Origin of the sequence: Streptomyces graminofaciens (assembly GCF_030294945.1) — a bacterium.
GTDB classification, from domain to species: Bacteria; Actinomycetota; Actinomycetes; order Streptomycetales; family Streptomycetaceae; genus Streptomyces; species Streptomyces graminofaciens.
In genome coordinates, this window is record NZ_AP018448.1 from 5521594 (window position 1) to 5539149 (window position 17556).

General features: G+C 70.0%; 17 protein-coding genes. 9 read left to right on the plus strand and 8 right to left on the minus strand.

Features of this window, described 5'->3' with window-relative positions:
• Positions 1 to 48: 48 nt before the first annotated feature.
• Positions 49 to 453, minus strand: a complete 405-nt coding sequence (locus tag SGFS_RS23610; RefSeq protein WP_286253121.1) for a hypothetical protein — start codon at positions 451 to 453, stop codon at positions 49 to 51.
• Positions 454 to 576: 123 nt separating this feature from the next.
• Complete coding sequence (locus tag SGFS_RS23615; protein ID WP_286253123.1) at positions 577 to 2931, minus strand: immune inhibitor A domain-containing protein; 2355 nt, start codon at positions 2929 to 2931, stop codon at positions 577 to 579.
• Between the two features lie 455 nt (positions 2932 to 3386).
• On the opposite strand from SGFS_RS23615, the gene SGFS_RS23620 reads away from it, so the two are divergent.
• Positions 3387 to 3677, plus strand: a complete 291-nt coding sequence (locus SGFS_RS23620; RefSeq protein WP_286253124.1) for a hypothetical protein — start codon at positions 3387 to 3389, stop codon at positions 3675 to 3677.
• A 105-nt stretch (positions 3678 to 3782) separates the two neighbouring features.
• On the opposite strand, the gene SGFS_RS23625 is transcribed toward SGFS_RS23620, so the two are convergent.
• Both SGFS_RS23625 and SGFS_RS23630 read right to left on the minus strand, forming a co-directional pair.
• Positions 3783 to 4451 (minus strand): RDD family protein, encoded by a 669-nt coding sequence (locus SGFS_RS23625; protein WP_286253126.1) that lies wholly within the window; start codon positions 4449 to 4451, stop codon positions 3783 to 3785.
• A 191-nt stretch (positions 4452 to 4642) separates the two neighbouring features.
• Entirely contained in the window at positions 4643 to 6340 is a 1698-nt protein-coding gene (locus tag SGFS_RS23630) for an RDD family protein (RefSeq protein ID WP_286253128.1), read from the minus strand.
• 333 nt (positions 6341 to 6673) lie between these two features.
• Between SGFS_RS23630 and SGFS_RS23635 the strand changes: the two genes are divergently transcribed.
• Positions 6674 to 7150 carry an SsgA family sporulation/cell division regulator gene (locus tag SGFS_RS23635; RefSeq protein WP_286253129.1) on the plus strand — a complete coding sequence of 159 codons (477 nt, stop codon included), beginning with the start codon at positions 6674 to 6676 and terminating at the stop codon, positions 7148 to 7150.
• 19 nt (positions 7151 to 7169) lie between these two features.
• Here SGFS_RS23635 and SGFS_RS23640 read toward each other — a convergent pair whose 3' ends face one another.
• Positions 7170 to 8576 carry an FAD-binding oxidoreductase gene (locus SGFS_RS23640; protein ID WP_286253131.1) on the minus strand — a complete coding sequence of 469 codons (1407 nt, stop codon included), beginning with the start codon at positions 8574 to 8576 and terminating at the stop codon, positions 7170 to 7172.
• A gap of 219 nt (positions 8577 to 8795) precedes the next feature.
• Complete coding sequence (gene hppD, locus SGFS_RS23645) at positions 8796 to 9941, minus strand: 4-hydroxyphenylpyruvate dioxygenase (protein ID WP_286253132.1); 1146 nt, start codon at positions 9939 to 9941, stop codon at positions 8796 to 8798.
• A 123-nt stretch (positions 9942 to 10064) separates the two neighbouring features.
• On the opposite strand from hppD, the gene SGFS_RS23650 reads away from it, so the two are divergent.
• The 7 genes from SGFS_RS23650 to SGFS_RS23680 all read left to right on the plus strand — a co-directional run bounded on the left by SGFS_RS23650 (position 10065) and on the right by SGFS_RS23680 (position 15424).
• Positions 10065 to 10544 carry an Lrp/AsnC family transcriptional regulator gene (locus SGFS_RS23650; protein WP_286253133.1) on the plus strand — a complete coding sequence of 160 codons (480 nt, stop codon included), beginning with the start codon at positions 10065 to 10067 and terminating at the stop codon, positions 10542 to 10544.
• A 27-nt stretch (positions 10545 to 10571) separates the two neighbouring features.
• Positions 10572 to 11219 carry an ABC transporter permease gene (locus tag SGFS_RS23655; RefSeq protein ID WP_286253136.1) on the plus strand — a complete coding sequence of 216 codons (648 nt, stop codon included), beginning with the start codon at positions 10572 to 10574 and terminating at the stop codon, positions 11217 to 11219.
• A gap of 82 nt (positions 11220 to 11301) precedes the next feature.
• Entirely contained in the window at positions 11302 to 12534 is a 1233-nt protein-coding gene (locus SGFS_RS23660; protein ID WP_286253137.1) for an ABC transporter ATP-binding protein, read from the plus strand.
• Positions 12535 to 12695: 161 nt separating this feature from the next.
• Positions 12696 to 13484 (plus strand): ABC transporter permease, encoded by a 789-nt coding sequence (locus tag SGFS_RS23665; RefSeq protein ID WP_286260030.1) that lies wholly within the window; start codon positions 12696 to 12698, stop codon positions 13482 to 13484.
• Positions 13485 to 13570: 86 nt separating this feature from the next.
• Entirely contained in the window at positions 13571 to 14458 is an 888-nt protein-coding gene (locus tag SGFS_RS23670) for a glycine betaine ABC transporter substrate-binding protein (protein ID WP_286260031.1), read from the plus strand.
• An 81-nt stretch (positions 14459 to 14539) separates the two neighbouring features.
• Positions 14540 to 15145: an ArsR/SmtB family transcription factor gene (locus SGFS_RS23675; protein WP_286253138.1), complete on the plus strand. Its 606-nt coding sequence runs from the start codon at positions 14540 to 14542 to the stop codon at positions 15143 to 15145.
• A 69-nt stretch (positions 15146 to 15214) separates the two neighbouring features.
• Positions 15215 to 15424, plus strand: coding sequence for a hypothetical protein (locus SGFS_RS23680; protein WP_286253139.1), 210 nt, complete (start codon positions 15215 to 15217; stop codon positions 15422 to 15424).
• Here the strand turns inward: SGFS_RS23680 and SGFS_RS23685 are convergent.
• A complete protein-coding gene (locus SGFS_RS23685; RefSeq protein WP_286253141.1) occupies positions 15421 to 16221 on the minus strand; it encodes a S16 family serine protease in 801 nt (266 codons plus the stop codon). The genes SGFS_RS23680 and SGFS_RS23685 overlap by 4 nt on opposite strands.
• Positions 16222 to 16508: 287 nt before the next feature.
• Positions 16509 to 17150 carry an IclR family transcriptional regulator gene (locus SGFS_RS23690; RefSeq protein WP_286253143.1) on the minus strand — a complete coding sequence of 214 codons (642 nt, stop codon included), beginning with the start codon at positions 17148 to 17150 and terminating at the stop codon, positions 16509 to 16511.
• Positions 17151 to 17556: the final 406 nt, after the last annotated feature.

The window sequence follows — 17556 nt, forward strand, 5'->3', positions numbered from 1 at the left end:
CAGAAGGGCCCTAGGGCCCTGGCCGACGGCCGCTGAGCCGCGGGCCGGTCACACCCGTGTCGTCGGCCTCCTCAGCAGCGCCCTGATCGGGTGCCAGAGCTCCGTCGTCGTGGTCGCCCGGCACGGTGGTGACGTACGCCATATCAGGCCGTCGGGGTGGTGGAGGACCGCCGTGATCTCGTCCGGGGTCGGTGGGGCCGCGTTGCCGCGGAGGTAGATCGCCCGCATGCCGAGGTTGCGCAGGCGGGTCAGGGCCCGGGCCCGGTTCGCGGCCAGGACGAGGACGCGGACCGTGCCGTCGTCGGCCGGTGGCGGCCCGTCGGCGGCGCGCGGGACCGGCCTCGCGATGCTGGGAGCGGGCCTCTCCGTGGAGCCCGGTGCCGTGGTTCCGGGCAGGTTCAGAGCCACGACGACATTGCCGTCGGGCAGTCTGCAGAAACCTCCTGCAGCCATGTCGGTCACTCCCCCGTGTGCGTCGGTGTCAATAAGAAATCCACAGCACGCACCTAAACACGTCCGGCCGCGACCCGCCAAGGGGGTCGCGGCCGGATGGTGTCTGACCTGCGGAAATGCGGTTTACTTCACCGCGCGGCCGACCTCGATCGTGATCGTGGAGCCGTCCTTGGCCTCCTTGAGGATCGCGATCTTGGTGTTGGTGTCAGTGATCTTGACACCGGCGGTCGGGGTCTTCTTGCTGTAGTACGTGTGGGTGTGGTCGTTGAACGTGGACACACCCTTCTTCGCCTTGATCTTCGTCTTGACGTCCGCGTTGTGCAGCGTGATCCCGTCCGTGCCGTACAGGCTGAACGGCGAGTCGTACGACTGGATCCGGCTGCGCATCAGCGTGCCGTCGGACCACTTCAGCGGCGTCGAGTGGGAGTCGACCGGAAGGACCAGACCGACACCGGGGTGCTGGCTGGTGTTGTTGTCCTTCTGGGAGGTGTCCCACTTCCAGATCAACAGGCCGTTCTGGTAGGCGTAGTGCTCCACCCAGTCCGGACGCGTCGTCGAGAAGCCGAAGTTGTACGGGCCGACCTTGAGGGTCTTGTCGTACGAGACGTACTGGCGGTTCTCGGCGATGTAGTACTGCTCGTAGTCCGAGGAGTAGTTCGCGCCCTTGCGGCTGAAGCCGGTCGCCGTCCAGGCGGCGTCCGCGGTCTCGGCGTTGTCGGCGAAGACGGTCGAGCCGTCCGCGGTGACCGCGATCTGGTCGGCCGCGAAGCCCTTGAGGGCGAGGCCGCCGTCGGTCTGGTAGCGGAAGCGCAGGTCGATCTTCTTGCCCGCGTAGGCGTCGAGCGGGAAGACCAGCTTCTGGTACGCCTCGACCGAACCGGTCAGGGCCGGCTTGTCGCTGCCGTCACGGGTGATCGCCGTGCCGTCCGCGGTGCCGTCCAGCGCCGTCCAGTTGGCGCCGCCGTCCGTCGACACCTCGGTGTAGAGGTAGTCGAAGTCGCGCTCGATGTCCCACCAGCCGTCGAGCGTCAGGGACGCGGCGGACTTGCCGGTGAGGTCCACCGAACGGGACAGCGTGTTCTTGAGGTTGTTGCCGCTGCCGCTCCACCACTGCGTGGCACCCTGCGACGGCTGCACGATCTCGGTGGTCACCGCCTTCTTCGGCAGCTCGACCACGAGGGCCTGCTTGTCCTTGGTGTTGTACTCGGCGACACCCAGCTTGTGCTTCGACTTCTTCGCGGCCTTCGCCACGTCGTAGTTCAGCCAGCCGAGCTGCAGCTTGTCCCAGGCGGTCATGTCGCCGGGCAGGTCACCGATCTCGTTCTTGCCGGTGCCGAGCCAGGAACCGGACGACATCAGCGTCCAGAAACCGGTGGAGTTCTCGGCGCCGGTGCCGGAGGTGTCGTAGTGGTCCGGCAGACCGAGGTCGTGGCCGTACTCGTGGGCGAAGACACCGAGGCCGCCGTTCTCCGGCTGGATGGTGTAGTCGCCGACCCAGATGCCGGAGTCGCCGATCTGGGCGCCGCCCAGCTTGTTGTTGGCCGGGCCGGTGGCGCCGGCGTCGGTGCCGAAGGCGTACCAGCGGTGGGCCCAGATGGCGTCCTCGCCCTGCGCGCCGCCGCCCGCGGACTCGTCCTCACCGGCGTGCACGATCTGGAAGTGGTCGATGTAGCCGTCGGCCTCGTTGAAGTTGCCGTCGCCGTCGAAGTCGTAGCGGTCCCACTGGTCGTACCCGGACAGCTGCGCCTTGATCTGGGCGTCGGTCTTGCCCTTGGCCTTCTGGTCGGCGACCCACGCGGTGACGCCGTCGGCGACCGCGTACCACGCGCAGTTGTCGGGGTCGCACTTGTTGGAACCGTAACGGGCCTCGTTGTAGGGGACCTTGACCCAGTCGGAGACCGTGCCCGCGATCGAGTAGCGGCCCGAGGACTGCTTCTCGTAGTACTTCTTCATGGACTCGGTGGTCTTGCCGGTCCCGAAGTACAGGTCCTGGTAGTGCTTCTTGTTGTAGTCCGCCTTCCAGGCGGTGCTGTTGTCCTTCTTGCGGTTCGGCTTGGCTATCTTGTTGTGCAGCGGGCCGGCCGTGCCGCCGTAGCGGGAGTCGACCTGGTTGCCGAACTCGACGAGGATCGTGAAGATCTTGTCGGTCTTCTCCCGGCCGAGCTCGACGTACTTGCTCGTGCCCTTCTTGCTCTTCAGCTTCACGACCTGCGAGCCGTTACGGTTCTTGACCGTGGCGTCGCCGGATATGACCTGCTTCAGGGCTTCCTCGCGCTGGGCCTCCTGCGTCTTGCTCAGGGGGCCGTCGAGGTCGTGTTCGGCGTGCTCGGCGTGGTCCGCCGGGTCGTGCCGGTCCACGGACGCCGCAGGCGCGGCTTCGTCCGCCTGCGCCACCGCGAAGGTCGAGGCGGTCGCCGCGGCCGTGGCGAGTGCGACGCCGATCGCGGCCGCTCTGAACGTCCAGGGTCTACTGGTCACTTGAGGTCCTCCCCCGCGCCCGTCTCGCGCGGAAGGGATGTCCTGGTCGTGGAGGAAGTCCGCGCGCGGTATACGCGTGTAGTCAAGTGACGACATTCGACAGGAGTTTCGAGATAAAAGACAGATCTTGACTTGAGCAGGTCAAGTGCACTAACGCGTCTACAGTCACGCACCGTTCGTTATCCGGACGTTATGAAGTCACCTCAACCGGCGCGCGCCCCCGTCCACTTCGTGGACCTCATGACTCCGTGCGCCCCCCGTGCTCCCCGTGCCGTGGGTCAGGTCACGCTTACCTGTCGTTCCGCTCGGGCACCCTGGCGAATAGAGTCGATTGGCGGAGCGCCGGAAGTCGGCCAAAGCCAAGCCGACGGCACTGCTTCACCTTTGATTCGTATCCGTAACCTCCCCGCATCGTGAGAGGCACGGGGAGGTCCCCACCCGAGGACACGATTGCCATGCCTCGTCCGACGACCGCACAGCTCGCCTACGGCTCCTGCACCGTGATCTTGTCCACCCTCGCCATGCTGCTGCTGTCACAGACGAGTTCGGGCATGGGTATCGCGGTGATCGCCCTTTCCGCCCTCGCCCTCGGCCTGCTCGTCGCGATGACGGTGCCGCTGCCGAAGACCGTGTCGAGCACCGCCGCCCGCCCGGTCGCGCCCAGGGCGCCCGCCCCCGCCCCGGTCATCCCGGTCCCGAGGCCGGAGGCGGTCCGGGAGCCGGTGCACGAGACGACGGCTTCCTGAGACAGCGGAACGAACAGTCGCTGAAACGCTTCGGCGGGTCCGTGAGTCACGGACCCGCCGTTGTCGTGCCGGGCGGTTCTTGGCGTGGTCCGCCTCACGTTCGCGTCAACCGGTGCTGACCACCACCGTTTTAGCCGCCTTGTCGTGAAGGCCCTGCTTGTACGGCTTGTCGAAGAAACTCCAGCCGCCGGCGATCGCGGTCCAGACACAGGCACAGCAGAAGGCGAAGGGCAGCCAGAGCACGGCCGCGCGGGTCAGCGCGGTCTGGACGTTGGGCGTGGAGCCGTCATTGAGGTTCGCCACCCGCAGCTTCAGCAGCTGCTTGCCGACGGTCTGGCCGTTCCGCACGCTGAGGACGGTGTCGTACGCGATGTAGAGGATCGCCGCGAGCGCCTCCTGCGCGAAGGACTTGCCGAACTCCCAGTCGTCCGAGTCGACCGTGTACTGGCTGAACCGGAAGGCCCAGGCCAGCAGCAGCACCACGACACCCACGATGAGCATGTCGATGATCCGCGCGAGCACCCGCTTGCCGCTGTCGGCCAGCGGAGGCATGCCCGAGAGCGGGTCGTTGGGGTACTGGCCGCCGCCGTAGGGGTCACTCCCGTAAGGGCCACCGCCGTAGGACGGGGGTGGCTGCGGGCCGCCGTACGGCGGCTGCTGCTGCGGGGTGTCGTACGGAGAGCCGCCGCCGCCCTGGTCCGGCGGGGGCTGCTTCCTGAACGGGTCGTCGTCCGGGGACGGGCCGGAGCCATAGGGGGGCGGTTCGCTGCTCATGGCCCGAGTCGACCGCGAACCCTTCGGCATCGCATCCGGCACGGGGCCGTACGGGCGAAGGGGGAAGGAGGAAGGGGGAAGGAGTATGGACGGGACTTCCCATACCCCCGGGGTTCTACGGGCTCTCCCCTGCCCCCGGGGTTCTACGGGGCCCTCCCCTACCCCCGAGGTACTACGGGCCCTCCCCTCCTCTACCCCGCCACGAACGTGTGCGCCGCCTTGTCGTGCCAGCACTGGCGCCAGGGCCTGTCCCACAGGCACCACAGGATGCCGACGACACCGATGCCGAGCAGGCCGGAGACCGTGTGGACGAGCCAGCGGCGCAGGGAGCGGCCGAACGTCGGGGGTTCGTGGCCCTCGATGTCACGGACCTCCAGGCCGAAGAGCTTCTTGCCGAGCGTACGGCCCCACTTGGCGGTGGGCAGTACCTCGTAGAAGGCGCTGACGAGGAACAGGACGCCCAGGACGATGCCCAGGTAGACCGAGGTCGTGCCGTCGACCAGCCAGACCGTGACCTGTTCGCCGGAGAGCTTGGCCGCGTCGATCTTGTCGTTGATGTGGTCGAGCGCCTTCGTGCCGAACGGCACCGCCGCCGCGGCCGTGACCGCGCCGACGACGAGGCTGTCCACCAGCCGGGCGGCCAGCCGCTTGCCGAGCCCCGCGGGCCGGGCCTCCGCCTGCCGCCGGACCACCGCCTGGAACGGGTCCTCCACCACCGGCTTCCAGGGCGCGACCGGCTGATCGTCCTCACCACCGGCGAGCCGGTGCACCTGCTGGGCCCAGGAGGGCTGTCCACCACCGGGCCCGCCGTGCATCGGGAGCGCGGAAGGTGTGGAGGGGGTGGTGGTCTGCGGGGGCACGGCCGGTGTGGGCTGTGCCGGCTGCGGGGGTCGCTGGGCGAAGGAACCCCCGGGCTGCGGCTGCGGCTGCGCCGGCGGGGGTACCTGCGGCTGCCGCTGGGGCGGGGCGGCGGGGGTAGGGGCCGACGAGGCCGAAGCCCCCGGGGCCGGCTGCGGGCTCTGGAGAGGGGTGCTCTGCGGGCCCGAGGGTGCCGTCGGGGGCGTGGGGGTCGCGGTCGGCCCCGCCACCGGGGAGGAGGACCGCTGCTGGGTCAGTCCCAGGGCCTGCTGGGCGGCGGCCTGGGCGTTGGTCAGCGGGGCGCCGAAGACTCCGGCGGGCGTGCCCGCGCCCCCGCCCTGCTGCCCCGTGCGCGGGGAGGGCGTACGGAACGTCATGGTGCCCTCGGGCTGCGACGGCTCCGCGCCCTCGGCCGCCCGGGGGCGCGCGGAGGTGTTCGGGCGGCGGAAGACCACCGTGCCCTGCGGGGCGCCGGGGTCGTCGTCCCCGTCCGCCGGCGGGATCGTCGCCGTACCGTCCGTGCTGGCCGTACCCCCGAACCGGCCGTCGGCGCCGGGCACACCGGGTGCGCCGCCGAACGGGCCCTCGAATCGGGCCTCACCGTCGGCCGTGCCCGCCGCTCGGGCGGGGTCCTCGCCCGGGGCGGGCGTGCGCGGGACCCGGGGGTCGGGGCCCGTCGGGGCGCCCCAGGAGACCCGGCGGTCCTTGTCGCCGCCGAAGCCGGTCTGGCGGGAGCGGTCGGCGCCCCAGGCGGAGGCGGGCTCGGGGCGGTTGCCGTGCAGGGCGTCGGAGGAGGCGGAGCGGCCGCTGCCGGGCTCGGGGTCCTCGTCGAAGAAGTGCGGGCCCGTCTCCTCCACGGCGGAGCCGCCCTGCGGCGGGGCGAGCGGTTCGCCGTCCGAGGGCGCCGGACGGCTGGTGCCCGGCACCCAGGAGGCGCCGTTCCAGTACCGGACATATCCAGGAATGGACGGATCCGGGTAATACCCTTCGCGGGGCCTGTCGTCACCGGGGGCCGGAGTTGGGGCGCTCATGTCCGTCGTCCCGTATCTGTTCGGAGGTGGATAGGGGGTGGTTCGAAAGTCCCGCGAGGGTGCTGTGCGGGACTTTCGAACCACCCCCTGGGGGTCAACCACATCTACCAGACGACGGCAAGTCCCATGACCGCTGCCGCCGGACCTGCCCCATTCGCGCACGGATCTGCTACGGGGAGCGGGCCGTGAACCCCTCGGCGAACGCATCGGTGATCTCAGTGGGTGAACTCGTCGAAAAAAGTTCTGCGAACCCGCGTAATGATCCGGGACCCACTCCGCTCTCACTCGTACGGGCCCGCCCAGGAGGCCCCGTACCGGAGAGGAAGTCACGCCATGCAGCAGACCGTCGTGGAGCGCGAGCTGGAGCTCAAGCTGGTCCTGTCGCCGGAGCACAGCATCGCCGTGCCGGCCAAGCTCGGCTACCGCAGCGACGACCCGTACGCCGTCCACATCACCTTCCACATCAACTCCGACCGGCCCGTGCACTGGACGTTCGCACGCGAACTGCTGGTCGAGGGGGTGTTCCGGCCGTGCGGGCACGGGGACGTGCGGGTGTGGCCGACGAAGGTGTCGGGCCGCAGTGTCGTGCTGATGGCGCTCAGTTCGCCGGACGGGGACGCCCTCCTTGAGGCGCCGGCCGCCCAGGTGTCGGCGTGGCTGGAGCGCACCCTGCGGGTGGTCCCGCCGGGTTCCGAGGTCGAGCGGCTCCGGATCGACGACGGCCTGGCCGCGCTGCTCGCCCCGACCCCGTCCGACGACCTGTACCTGCGGGACCCGTGGCCGTCGGACGAGTCGAAGGACGGTGAGTGACGGCCGGGGGCCCGGTGGGTCAGAAGAGCTTGCCCGGGTTGAGGATGCCCAGCGGGTCGAAGACAGACTTCACCGCCCGCTGCATCTCCATGCCCACCGGCCCGATCTCGCGCGCCAGCCATTCCTTCTTCAGCACGCCCACGCCGTGCTCGCCGGTGATCGTCCCGCCGAGTTCCAGCCCGAGGGCCATGATTTCGTCGAAGGACTCGCGGGCGCGCCGCGACTCGTCGGGGTCCGCCGCGTCGAAGCAGACGGTGGGGTGCGTGTTGCCGTCGCCGGCGTGCGCGACGACCCCGATGGTCAGCCGGTATTTCTCGGCGACCCGCTCGACGCCCTCCAGCAGCTCACCGAGCCTGGAGCGGGGCACGCACACGTCGTCGATCATCGTCGTACCCGCCACCGCCTCCAGCGCGGTGAGCGACAACCGCCGGGCCTGGAGGAGCAGTTCGGACTCCGCCGCGTCGTCCGCCGGTACGACCTGGGTGGCGCCCGCGGCCTCGCACAGCGCCCCGACCGCGGCGAGGTCGGCGGCCGGGTCCGGGGTGTCGAAGGCGGCGAGCAGCAGGGCCTCGGTGGTCTCCGGCAGCCCCATGTGGGCCAGGTCGTTGACGGCCTTCACCGTCGTACGGTCCATCAGTTCGAGGAGCGAGGGGACGTGTCCGCCGGCCATGATCCGGCACACCGCGTCACAGGCCGCCGCGGCCGACGCGAACTCCGCGGCGAGCACGAGCTGCTGCGGCGGCTGCGGCCGCAACGCCAGCACCGCCCGTACGACGATGCCGAGCGAGCCCTCCGAGCCGACGAAGAGCCGGGTGAGGTCGTACCCGGCGACGCCCTTGGCGGTCCGCCTCCCGGTGGACATCAGGCGCCCGTCGGCGAGGACGACGTCGAGTCCGAGGACGTACTCGGCGGTCACCCCGTACTTCACACAGCACAGCCCGCCGGAGGCCGTGCCGATGTTGCCGCCGATCGTGCACATCTCCCAGCTGGAGGGGTCGGGAGGGTAGTAGAGGCCGTGTTCGTTGACCGCGCGGGAGAGGGTGGCGTTGATGACGCCCGGCTCGACCACGGCGATCCGGTCGACGGGGTTGATCTCGAGAATCCGGTCCATCTTGGTGAGGGACAGCACGACGCAGCCCTCGGAGGCGTTGGCGCCGCCGGACAGGCCGGTGCGGGCGCCCTGCGGGACGACCGGGACGCGCAGCTCGGTGGCGGTGCGCATGACGTGCTGGACCTGTTCGACGGTCCGGGGCAGGACCACGACCGCCGGGGTGCCCGCCTCGCAGAAGCTCGCCATGTCGTTGGCGTAGGAGACCGTGACGTCCGGGTCGGTGAGGACGGCCTCCGACGGCAGGCCGGCGAGGAGCCGGTCGACCAGGTTGCCGGTCGTCTCGTCGCTCGGTGCTTGGATACGGCTCATGATCACAGGTTCGCACTCGCGGCCATCGCTGTGAACCCGGCGACGGATGCGGTCCGGTGCCCGGATGCGGTCGTCGTGACGACGCACCCCTGAGAAGCACTGGCTGCGCCCCGTGCTTCTCGGGCTCACGGGAGCCGTTCTTCTAGGGGCCGGGGCGCGGGGAACTGAGCGACCAGCCCCCCAACACACACCGGCCCGCGGCTGACGAACTCGGGGCGAACCCCCTCAGAGATTGCCCCGCTTCTCCTGTTCCCTTTCGATCGCCTCGAACAGGGCTTTGAAGTTGCCCTTTCCGAAGCCCATCGAGCCGTGGCGCTCGATGATCTCGAAGAAGACCGTCGGACGGTCCTGGACCGGCTTGGTGAAGATCTGGAGGAGGTAGCCGTCCTCGTCCCGGTCGGCGAGGATCTTCAGTTCGCGGAGGGTCTCGACGGGGACGCGGGTGTCGCCGACCCACTCCCCCAGGGTGTCGTAGTACGAGTCGGGCGTGTCGAGGAACTGGACCCCGGCCGCCCGCATCGTCCGTACCGTGCGGACGATGTCGTTGGTGTTGAGGGCGATGTGCTGGACGCCCGCGCCGCCGTAGAACTCCAGATACTCGTCGATCTGGGACTTCTTCTTGGCGACGGCGGGCTCGTTGATGGGGAACTTGACCTTCAGGGTCCCGTCCGCCACGACCTTCGACATCAGGGCGCTGTACTCGGTGGCGATGTCGTCGCCCACGAACTCCTTCATGTTCGTGAAACCCATGACCCGGTTGTAGAAGCCCACCCACTCGTTCATCCGGCCCAGCTCGACGTTGCCGACGCAGTGGTCGATGGCCTGGAAGGTGCGCTCGGCGGGCGGTTCGACGACGGGGTCGGCCCGTACGAAGCCGGGGAGGTAGGGGCCGGAGTAGCCGCGGCGTTCGACCAGGGTGTGGCGGGTGGTGCCGTAGGTGGCGATCGCGGCCAGGACGACCGTGCCGTGCTCGTCCTTCAGCTCGTAGGGCTCGGAGACGGAGCGAGCCCCGTGCTCCAGCGCGTAGGCGTACGCCCGGCGCGCGTCCGGCACCTCGATGGCCAGGTCGATCACGCCGTCGCCGTGTTCGGCGACATGCGTGGCGAGGAAGTGGCCCCAGGTGGTGGACGGTTTGACCACCGAGGTGAGGACGAAGCGGGCCGAGCCGTTCTCCAGGACATAGCTCGCGGTCTCCCGGCTGCCCGTCTCCGGTCCGGAGTAGGCGACCAGCCGCATGCCGAAGGCCGTGGAGTAGTAGTGGGCCGCCTGCTTGGCGTTGCCCACCGCGAAGACGACAGCGTCCATTCCCTTGACCGGGAAGGGGTCTGCCTGCCGTGCGGTGTCGGGGACGTGGTGCGTGGTCTGCGTCATGCGCGCAGGCTCCCTCCGTTTCCGCAAGGTGCGCAATAGTTTGCTCTGCGAGTGGACAATCTGCTCAGCTGAACGCCGGTGTCGGCGGGTGTTCTGTACAGGGTGACCACCTCGGGAGGTCTCGTGGCGATCGATCATCTGGACGGGCGGCTGATCCTGCTGCTGGCGCGGGAGCCGCGGATCGGGGTGCTGGAGATGTCCCGGCGGCTGGGGGTCGCGCGCGGCACCGTGCAGGCGCGGCTCGACCGGCTTCAGTCGAATGGAGTGATCCGCGGGTTCGGGCCGCAGGTGGATCCCGCCGCGCTCGGCTACCCGGTGACGGCGTTCGCGACACTGCAGATCAGACAGGGGCAAGGGGCCGACGTACGGGCGCACTTGGCGGGTGTGCCGGAGGTGCTGGAGCTGCACACGACGACCGGCAGCGGCGACATGCTGTGCCGGCTGGTGGCCCGCTCCAACGCCGATCTTCAGCGGGTGATCGACCGGGTTGTCGGTTTTGATGGCATCGTCCGGGCCGCCACGGCGATCGTGATGGAGAACCCCGTTCCGCTGCGGATCATCCCGCTGGTGGAGCAGGCGGCCGAGGACCAGGACAGAACCTAGGGCGGCCTGCGTGGGTGGTGAGGGCGTGTGAGCTTCTGGGAGTACCTGGGCAGCTACCGCGAGCGGTTGCTGTTCGACGCGTACCAGCACGCCAGTGCCGTCTTCCAGTGCACGCTCCTGGCGACCGTCCTCGGCGTGCTGATCGGGGTGGTCGCCCACCGCAGGGAATGGGCGGCGGGCCTCGCGACCACCACGACCTCGGCGATCCTCACCGTCCCGTCCCTCGCCGTGATCGGCCTGCTGATCCCGCTGGTGGGGCTGGGCGTGGCGCCGACGGTGATCGCGCTGACCCTGTACGGGCTGCTGCCGGTCGTACGGAACGCGGTCGTGGGCCTGCGCGGGGTCGACCCGGCGCTGGTCGACGCGGCGAAGGGCATCGGGATGTCCCGGCTCGCGCGGCTGCTGCGGGTCGAGCTGCCGCTCGCCTGGCCGGCGATCCTCACCGGCATCCGGGTCTCCACGCAGATGCTGATGGGCATCGCGGCCGTCGCCGCGTACGCCTCCGGGCCCGGCCTCGGCAACGAGATCTTCCGGGGCATCGCCTCTCTGGGCAGTGCGAACGCGCTCAACCAGGTCCTCGCGGGCACGCTGGGGATCGTCGTTCTGGCACTGCTGTTCGACGCCGGGTACGTGCTCGTGGGGCGGCTGACGATCTCCAGGGGGATCCGTGGGTGAGAGCGGCACTACGGGCGCTTTGGGTACCACAGGCGCTACGGGTGCTACAGGTGCTATGAGCTCTACGGGTGCTACAGGTGCTATGAGCTCTACAGGTACTACGGGTGCTACGGGTGCTACGGGTGCTACGGGTGCAACAGCGGCGACGGGGGCGGCCATCGAGTTGGTCGACCTCACCAAGCGGTATCCAGGCAGCGATCACCCCTCCGTCGACGGCGTCACCATGGAGATCAAGGCCGGCGAGACCGTCGTGTTCGTCGGGCCGTCCGGGTGTGGCAAGTCGACGACGCTCAAGATGATCAACAGGTTGATCGAGCCGTCCGGTGGGTCCATCCGGATCAACGGTGAGGACGTGACCGGCATCGATCCGGTGAAGCTGCGGCGCAAGGTGGGTTACGCGATCCAGTCGTCCGGGCTGTTCCCGCACATGACCGTCGCCCAGAACATCGCGCTGGTGCCGAAGATGATCGGCTGGTCCGCGTCCCGGGTCAGGGCCCGGGTGGAGGAGATGCTCGACCTCGTGGGGCTCGACCCGGGCGAGTTCCACGACCGGTATCCGCGCCGACTCTCCGGTGGTCAGCTGCAGCGGGTGGGCGTGGCGCGGGCGCTCGCCGCCGATCCGCCCGTGCTGCTGATGGACGAGCCGTTCGGGGCGGTGGACCCGATCACCCGGGAGCACCTCCAGGACGAGCTGATCCGGCTCCAGCACGAGCTGCGCAAGACGATCGTGTTCGTCACGCACGACTTCGACGAGGCGGTGAAGCTGGGCGACCGCATCGCCGTACTGCGGGAGCGGTCGCGTATCGCGCAGTTCGACACCCCGGAGGCGATCCTCACCGCCCCGGCCGACGACTTCGTGTCCGGGTTCGTGGGCGCGGGCTCCGCGCTGAAGCGGCTCAACCTGACGCGCGTACGGGATGTGGGGGTCACCCACTGCCCGACGGCGAGAATGGACGATCCGCTGCAGCAGGTGTTCAACCGGCTGCGGTCGAGCGGTGCCGGCGGGGCGTCCGGTGCGAACGAGGTGCTGCTGCTCGACCGGCGCGGGCGTCCGTACCGGTGGCTGCGGCGCGGGGATCTGATGCGGGCGACGGGTTCACCGGCGCGGGCCGGGACTCCGGTGCACACCACGGTGACCAGGGACGCCACGCTCCGGGACGCCCTGGAGGCCGTACTGACCGACCGCACGGGGCGGGGGCGAGTGGCGGTCACCGGGCGGCACGGCGAGTACGTGGGCGTCGTGGACATCCAGACGCTGCTGAGCTCGGTCCACGGGGTGCTGGAGGCCGAGCGTCGGAGAGGGCGGGAGGGGTGACCGCCTCCGAGGTGGACGCGACGGTTCCGGCGCCGGACGAGACCGGTGCCGTACCCGGCGCGCCGGGCGGGACCGGTGCCGTGCCGGGTACGCCGGGCGGGACCGGTGCCGTACCGGGTACGCCGGGCGGGACCGGTGCCGTACCGGGTACGCCTGAGGAGATGCGGGCCGTACCGGCCGTACCGGAAAAGACCGCCTGCGCATCCCCCTTCCCCAGGCTGACCTGGCAGAAGCTGACCCTCCTGCCGACCGTCCTGATCGTCGTCCTCCTCAGCACCTGGCTCTGGTTCCGGCAGGCCGAGCTGGACGCGATCTCCGAGAACGCGCTGTCGAACGGGCAGGTGTGGCAGGCCCTGTGGCAGCACATCGAGCTGACCGTGATCTCCACCGCCCTCGTGCTGGTCATCGCGATCCCGCTGGGCGTCCTGCTGACCCGCCCGGCGTTCCGCCGGGCCACCCCGGTGGTGATGACGATCGCCAACGCCGGTCAGGCGACCCCGGCGATCGGCCTGCTCGCCCTGCTGGTGATCTGGCTGGGCATCGGCAGAACGGCGGCGCTGATCGGCATCGTCGCGTACGCCGTGCTGCCGGTGCTGTCGAACACGATGGCGGGCCTGAAGGCCAACGACCCGACCCTGCTGGAGGCCGCCCGGGGCATCGGCATGTCCCCGGCGGGCGTGCTGACCAGGGTGGAGCTCCCCCTGGCCGTACCGCTGATCCTCGCGGGCGTACGCACCGCGCTGGTCCTGAACGTGGGTACGGCGACGCTCGCCACCTTCGGCGGGGGCGGCGGCCTGGGCGTCCTGATCACGACCGGGATCACCAACCAGCGCATGCCGGTCCTGGTCCTGGGCTCGCTCCTGACGGTCGCCCTGGCCCTGCTGGTCGACTGGCTCGCCTCACTGGCGGAGCTGCTGCTGCGGCCTCGGGGGTTGGAGGCGGAGACGTGAGGCGACGCGGATGGCTGCTGACGGTGTTGGCGGTTCTTCCGGCGGTTCTGCTCGTGCCGGGCTGTGGGCTGACCAGCGGCTCCCCCATGACGGACGACGTACGACCGGGCTCGATCGGCCGGGGCAGGCCGCTGGCCGGCGCCGAGCTGACCGTGACCTCCAAGGACTTCACCGAGAACCTGATCCTCGGCGCGATGATGGGCATCGCCTTCCAGGCGGCGGGCGCGGAGGTGCTCGACCGCACGGGTATCCAGGGTTCCTTCGGCGCCCGGGAGGCGGTCAGAAGCGGTGACGCGGACGCCATGTACGAGTACACGGGCACCGCCTGGATCACGTACCAGGGGAACAGCACACCCATCGCGGACCCTCGGCGCCAGTGGGAGGCGGTACGGGACGCGGACCTGAGGAACGGCCTGACCTGGCTGCCGCCCTCCACCCTCAACAACACCTACGCCCTGGCCATGAACCGGACCAACTCCCGGAAGTACGGCACGAGGACCCTCTCCGACGTGTCCCTGCTGTCGGCGAACTCCCCCAAGGCCGTCACCCTCTGCGTGGAGAACGAGTTCGCCAACCGCGCCGACGGGCTCCCGGGCATGCAGGAGGCGTACGGCATGAACCTGCCCACCGGGAACATCACCCAGATGGACACCGGGATCATCTACGCCCAGGCGGCCAAGGGCAGCTGCGCGTACGGGGAGGTCTTCACGACCGACGGGCGCATCGCGTCGATGGGGCTGGCCGTGATGGAGGACGACCGCAAGTTCTTCCCCAACTACAACGCGGCCCCCGAGATCAACTCCCGGACCTTGAGGCAATGGCCACAGATCGCCGACGTACTCGTCCCCCTCACGAAGAAGCTGAACAACGACGTGGCTCGGGGACTGAACGCGAAGGTGGACGTGGACGGGGAGGATCCGCATCGGGTGGCGCTGGAGTGGATGGTGACGGAGGGGTTCGTGGAGGTGGGGTGAGGTGGGGGCTCGTTGAGCGAGACAGGCCCAGTTACAAAGAAAGCCTTGCAAATGCTTCTTTGCATAGATACCTTTGGACGCATGCCGGAACCCCAACCCAAACCCGAGCGCGTACCCGAACCGCTCAGCGTCCGCTCACTGGACACCCGCTCCCTGCGCGGCCTCGCGCACCCTCTCCGGATGCGGCTGCTCGGCGCCCTCCGCCAGGGTGGCCCGGCCACCGCGTCACAGCTGGCGGAGAAGTTGGGCGAGTCCAGCGGCGCGACCAGCTACCACCTGCGCCAGCTCGCCGCGTACGGCTTCGTCGAGGACGATCCGGAGCGCGGGAAGGGGCGGGAGCGGTGGTGGAAGGCCGCGCATGAGGGCACGCGCATCGACGTCGACCTCTACAAGGACCCGAATCCTGAGGTACGCGGTGCCGTCGACATCCTGGTGCACTCGATCGCGAACAACCACACCCAGGAACTCTCCACCTGGCTCGGCACGATGCGGGAATGGCCGGTCGAGTGGGTGACCCACTCCGACCTCAGCGACTTCACGCTCCGGCTGACGCCCGCGCTCGCCGGTGAGCTGACCGAGAAGGTCCACGCGCTCATCGAGGAGTACCGCACGCGCGCCACGGCCGACGACCCGGAGGCCGAGCAGGTACGCGTCCACACGCACACCTTCCCCATCCGCACGGACTGAGCACGAGCCGAAAACGGACCGAAACCGGACCGAACACCGACCAGACGCGGACCGAAAGGGGCCACTCCGATGCTTCCCGAGACCTATCTAGCCCAGCACCACGCCCACGCCGCCGAACTCCGCGCCGAGGCGGACGCCCACCGCCTGGCCGCCGAAGCACGTGGGCCCGTCGTCGCCGGAGCCCGGCGGCCGCACGGCCTGCGCGTCAGCGTCGGCTGGGCTCTGGTGACCGTCGGACTGCGACTGGCCGGCGCACCCAGGGTCGCGCCCGCTCCCTAACAGCTGGGGACCTTGCCCTTGCCCGATTCCAGGGCCACCAGGGCGTTCACCGCGCCCTTCAGGGTCGTCACCGGGATGAGGCGCAGGCCCTTGGGGAGTTCTGCCTCGGCGTCGGCGCACTCCGCCCTCGGTACGAGGAAGACGGTGGCGCCGTCGCGGCGGGCGGCCTGGGTCTTGAGGGGGACGCCACCCACGGCACCAACGTTGCCGGCGTCGTCGATGGTCCCCGTACCGGCGATGACACGGCCGCCGGTGAGGTCACCGCCGCTGCCGTCGCCGTCGAGCTTGTCGACGATGCCGAGTGAGAAGAGCAGACCGGCGCTGGGGCCGCCGACGTCGGCGAGGCGGAGGGTGACCTTGATGTCACCGGAGTCCTCGCCGAGGTAGCCGAGGGCCGCCTCGGTCGCGGTGTCCTGGGACTCCTTCATGGCGGCCTCGTTGTGCTTCTGGATCTCCTCGACGGTGTCGCCGGTCGGGTAGACCGAGTCGCGCGGCATCACCGCCTGATCCTCGCGGAACCAGGCGTCGATCACATCACCGAGGCCGACGCGCGCGTCCGGGCCGGTCGCCTCGATCGTCGTCATCCGCAGCTGCCCGGTCGTCGTCCGGGGCTTCGCGCCACTGATCGTGATCACCGGGTCGCCCTTGTTCTCGCCCAGCACATTCGCCGTCATCCCCGGCTGCGCCACGGAAAACGGCAACGGCGCGAACACCGCCGTGGCAAGCAGCGCCGCGACAGGCAGAGCACACACACCCACGGCAACGGGACGCGAAAGACTGGAGAGACGAGAGAGCACGGAGTCAATCTAACGAACGTGGCTGCGGGCGGTCGTGCCGCCGGGGCGGCACCCGTCCCAAAGAGACCGGCCACTCCCGTGCGACACCGGGCAGGCGCCGGTGAGCGAGTCCCACCCCCGCCCAGCCGAAGCCACCGGGCACTACTGCGCCAAGCCCAAGCCCGGACCCAAGCCCCGGACCCCGAACCCAAGCCCGGACCCGAGCCCCGAACCCAAGCCCGGACCCGAACTCAGCCCCAGATCCGAACCCGAGCCCCAGGCTCAGCCCCAGCTACCAGCCACCCCGCTCACCGCAACGCGTCCGCCACCTCCCGAGCCGCATCCATCACCCGCGGCCCCACCCGCTCCGGTATCGCGTCCGCCAGCATCACGACTCCCACACTCCCCTCCACCCCGGTCACTCCGAGCAGCGGCGCGGCGGCCCCACTGGCCCCGGCCTCCAACTCCCCGTGCGTGAGCGTGTACCCGGGGTCGGCCGCTGACGGCTGCCGCGCCGAGAGGATGGCCCGTCCGGCGGCCCCCCGGTCCAGCGGATGCCGAAAGCCGGCCCGATAGGCCACGTGGTAGTCCGTCCACGTCGGCTCCACGACGGCGACGGCCAGCGCCTCGCTCCCGTCGACGAGTGTCAGATGGGCGGTCGCCCCGATGTCCTCAGCCAGCGACCGCAACGCGGGCAGCGCGGCCTCGCGTACGAGTGGATGCACCTGGCGGCCGAGGCGGAGTACACCGAGCCCGACCCGGGCACGTCCGCCCAGGTCACGGCGTACAAGAGAGTGCTGCTCCAGAGTGGCGAGCAGGCGGTAGACAACAGTCCGGTTCACCCCGAGTTTGTTGGACAACTCGGTGACGGTCAGCCCGTGGTCGGTGTCGGCGAGCAGCTTGAGGACACGCAGTCCCCGGTCGAGCGTCTGGGAGGTCTCCGCGGTCACGACGCCCACTCCTTCGTGGTGAGGGCGGCGGCCCACGTCGCGGCGGATGCGTCACCGGTCCCGTTCGGCGACGCGCTACAGAGGGCCGCCGATTGGCTGGGCCCGGATCCCGTCCGGGCGAAGTCGCTTCACGGCTGCGCTCCGCGGCGGCGCTGCCACGGGGCGTATGCGTAGCGGGAATGTAAACGAGGCGGTTCGCTCAGCGGAAGACTCCGTCCAGAATCCGGTCACTGGCCGGTACGGACTACTTCCTTTTGTCTCGATATGTGCGGGCGCCCCTCGCCCGGCGTGCACGGCACCCGCACACAGCGCACATGCCCTCGCGCACGCCCGTAGCGCTCTCCGGACACCCACGCGCACCCCCACACGCTCCCGAGGGCAAGGACGACGGTGAGGACGACGCCGA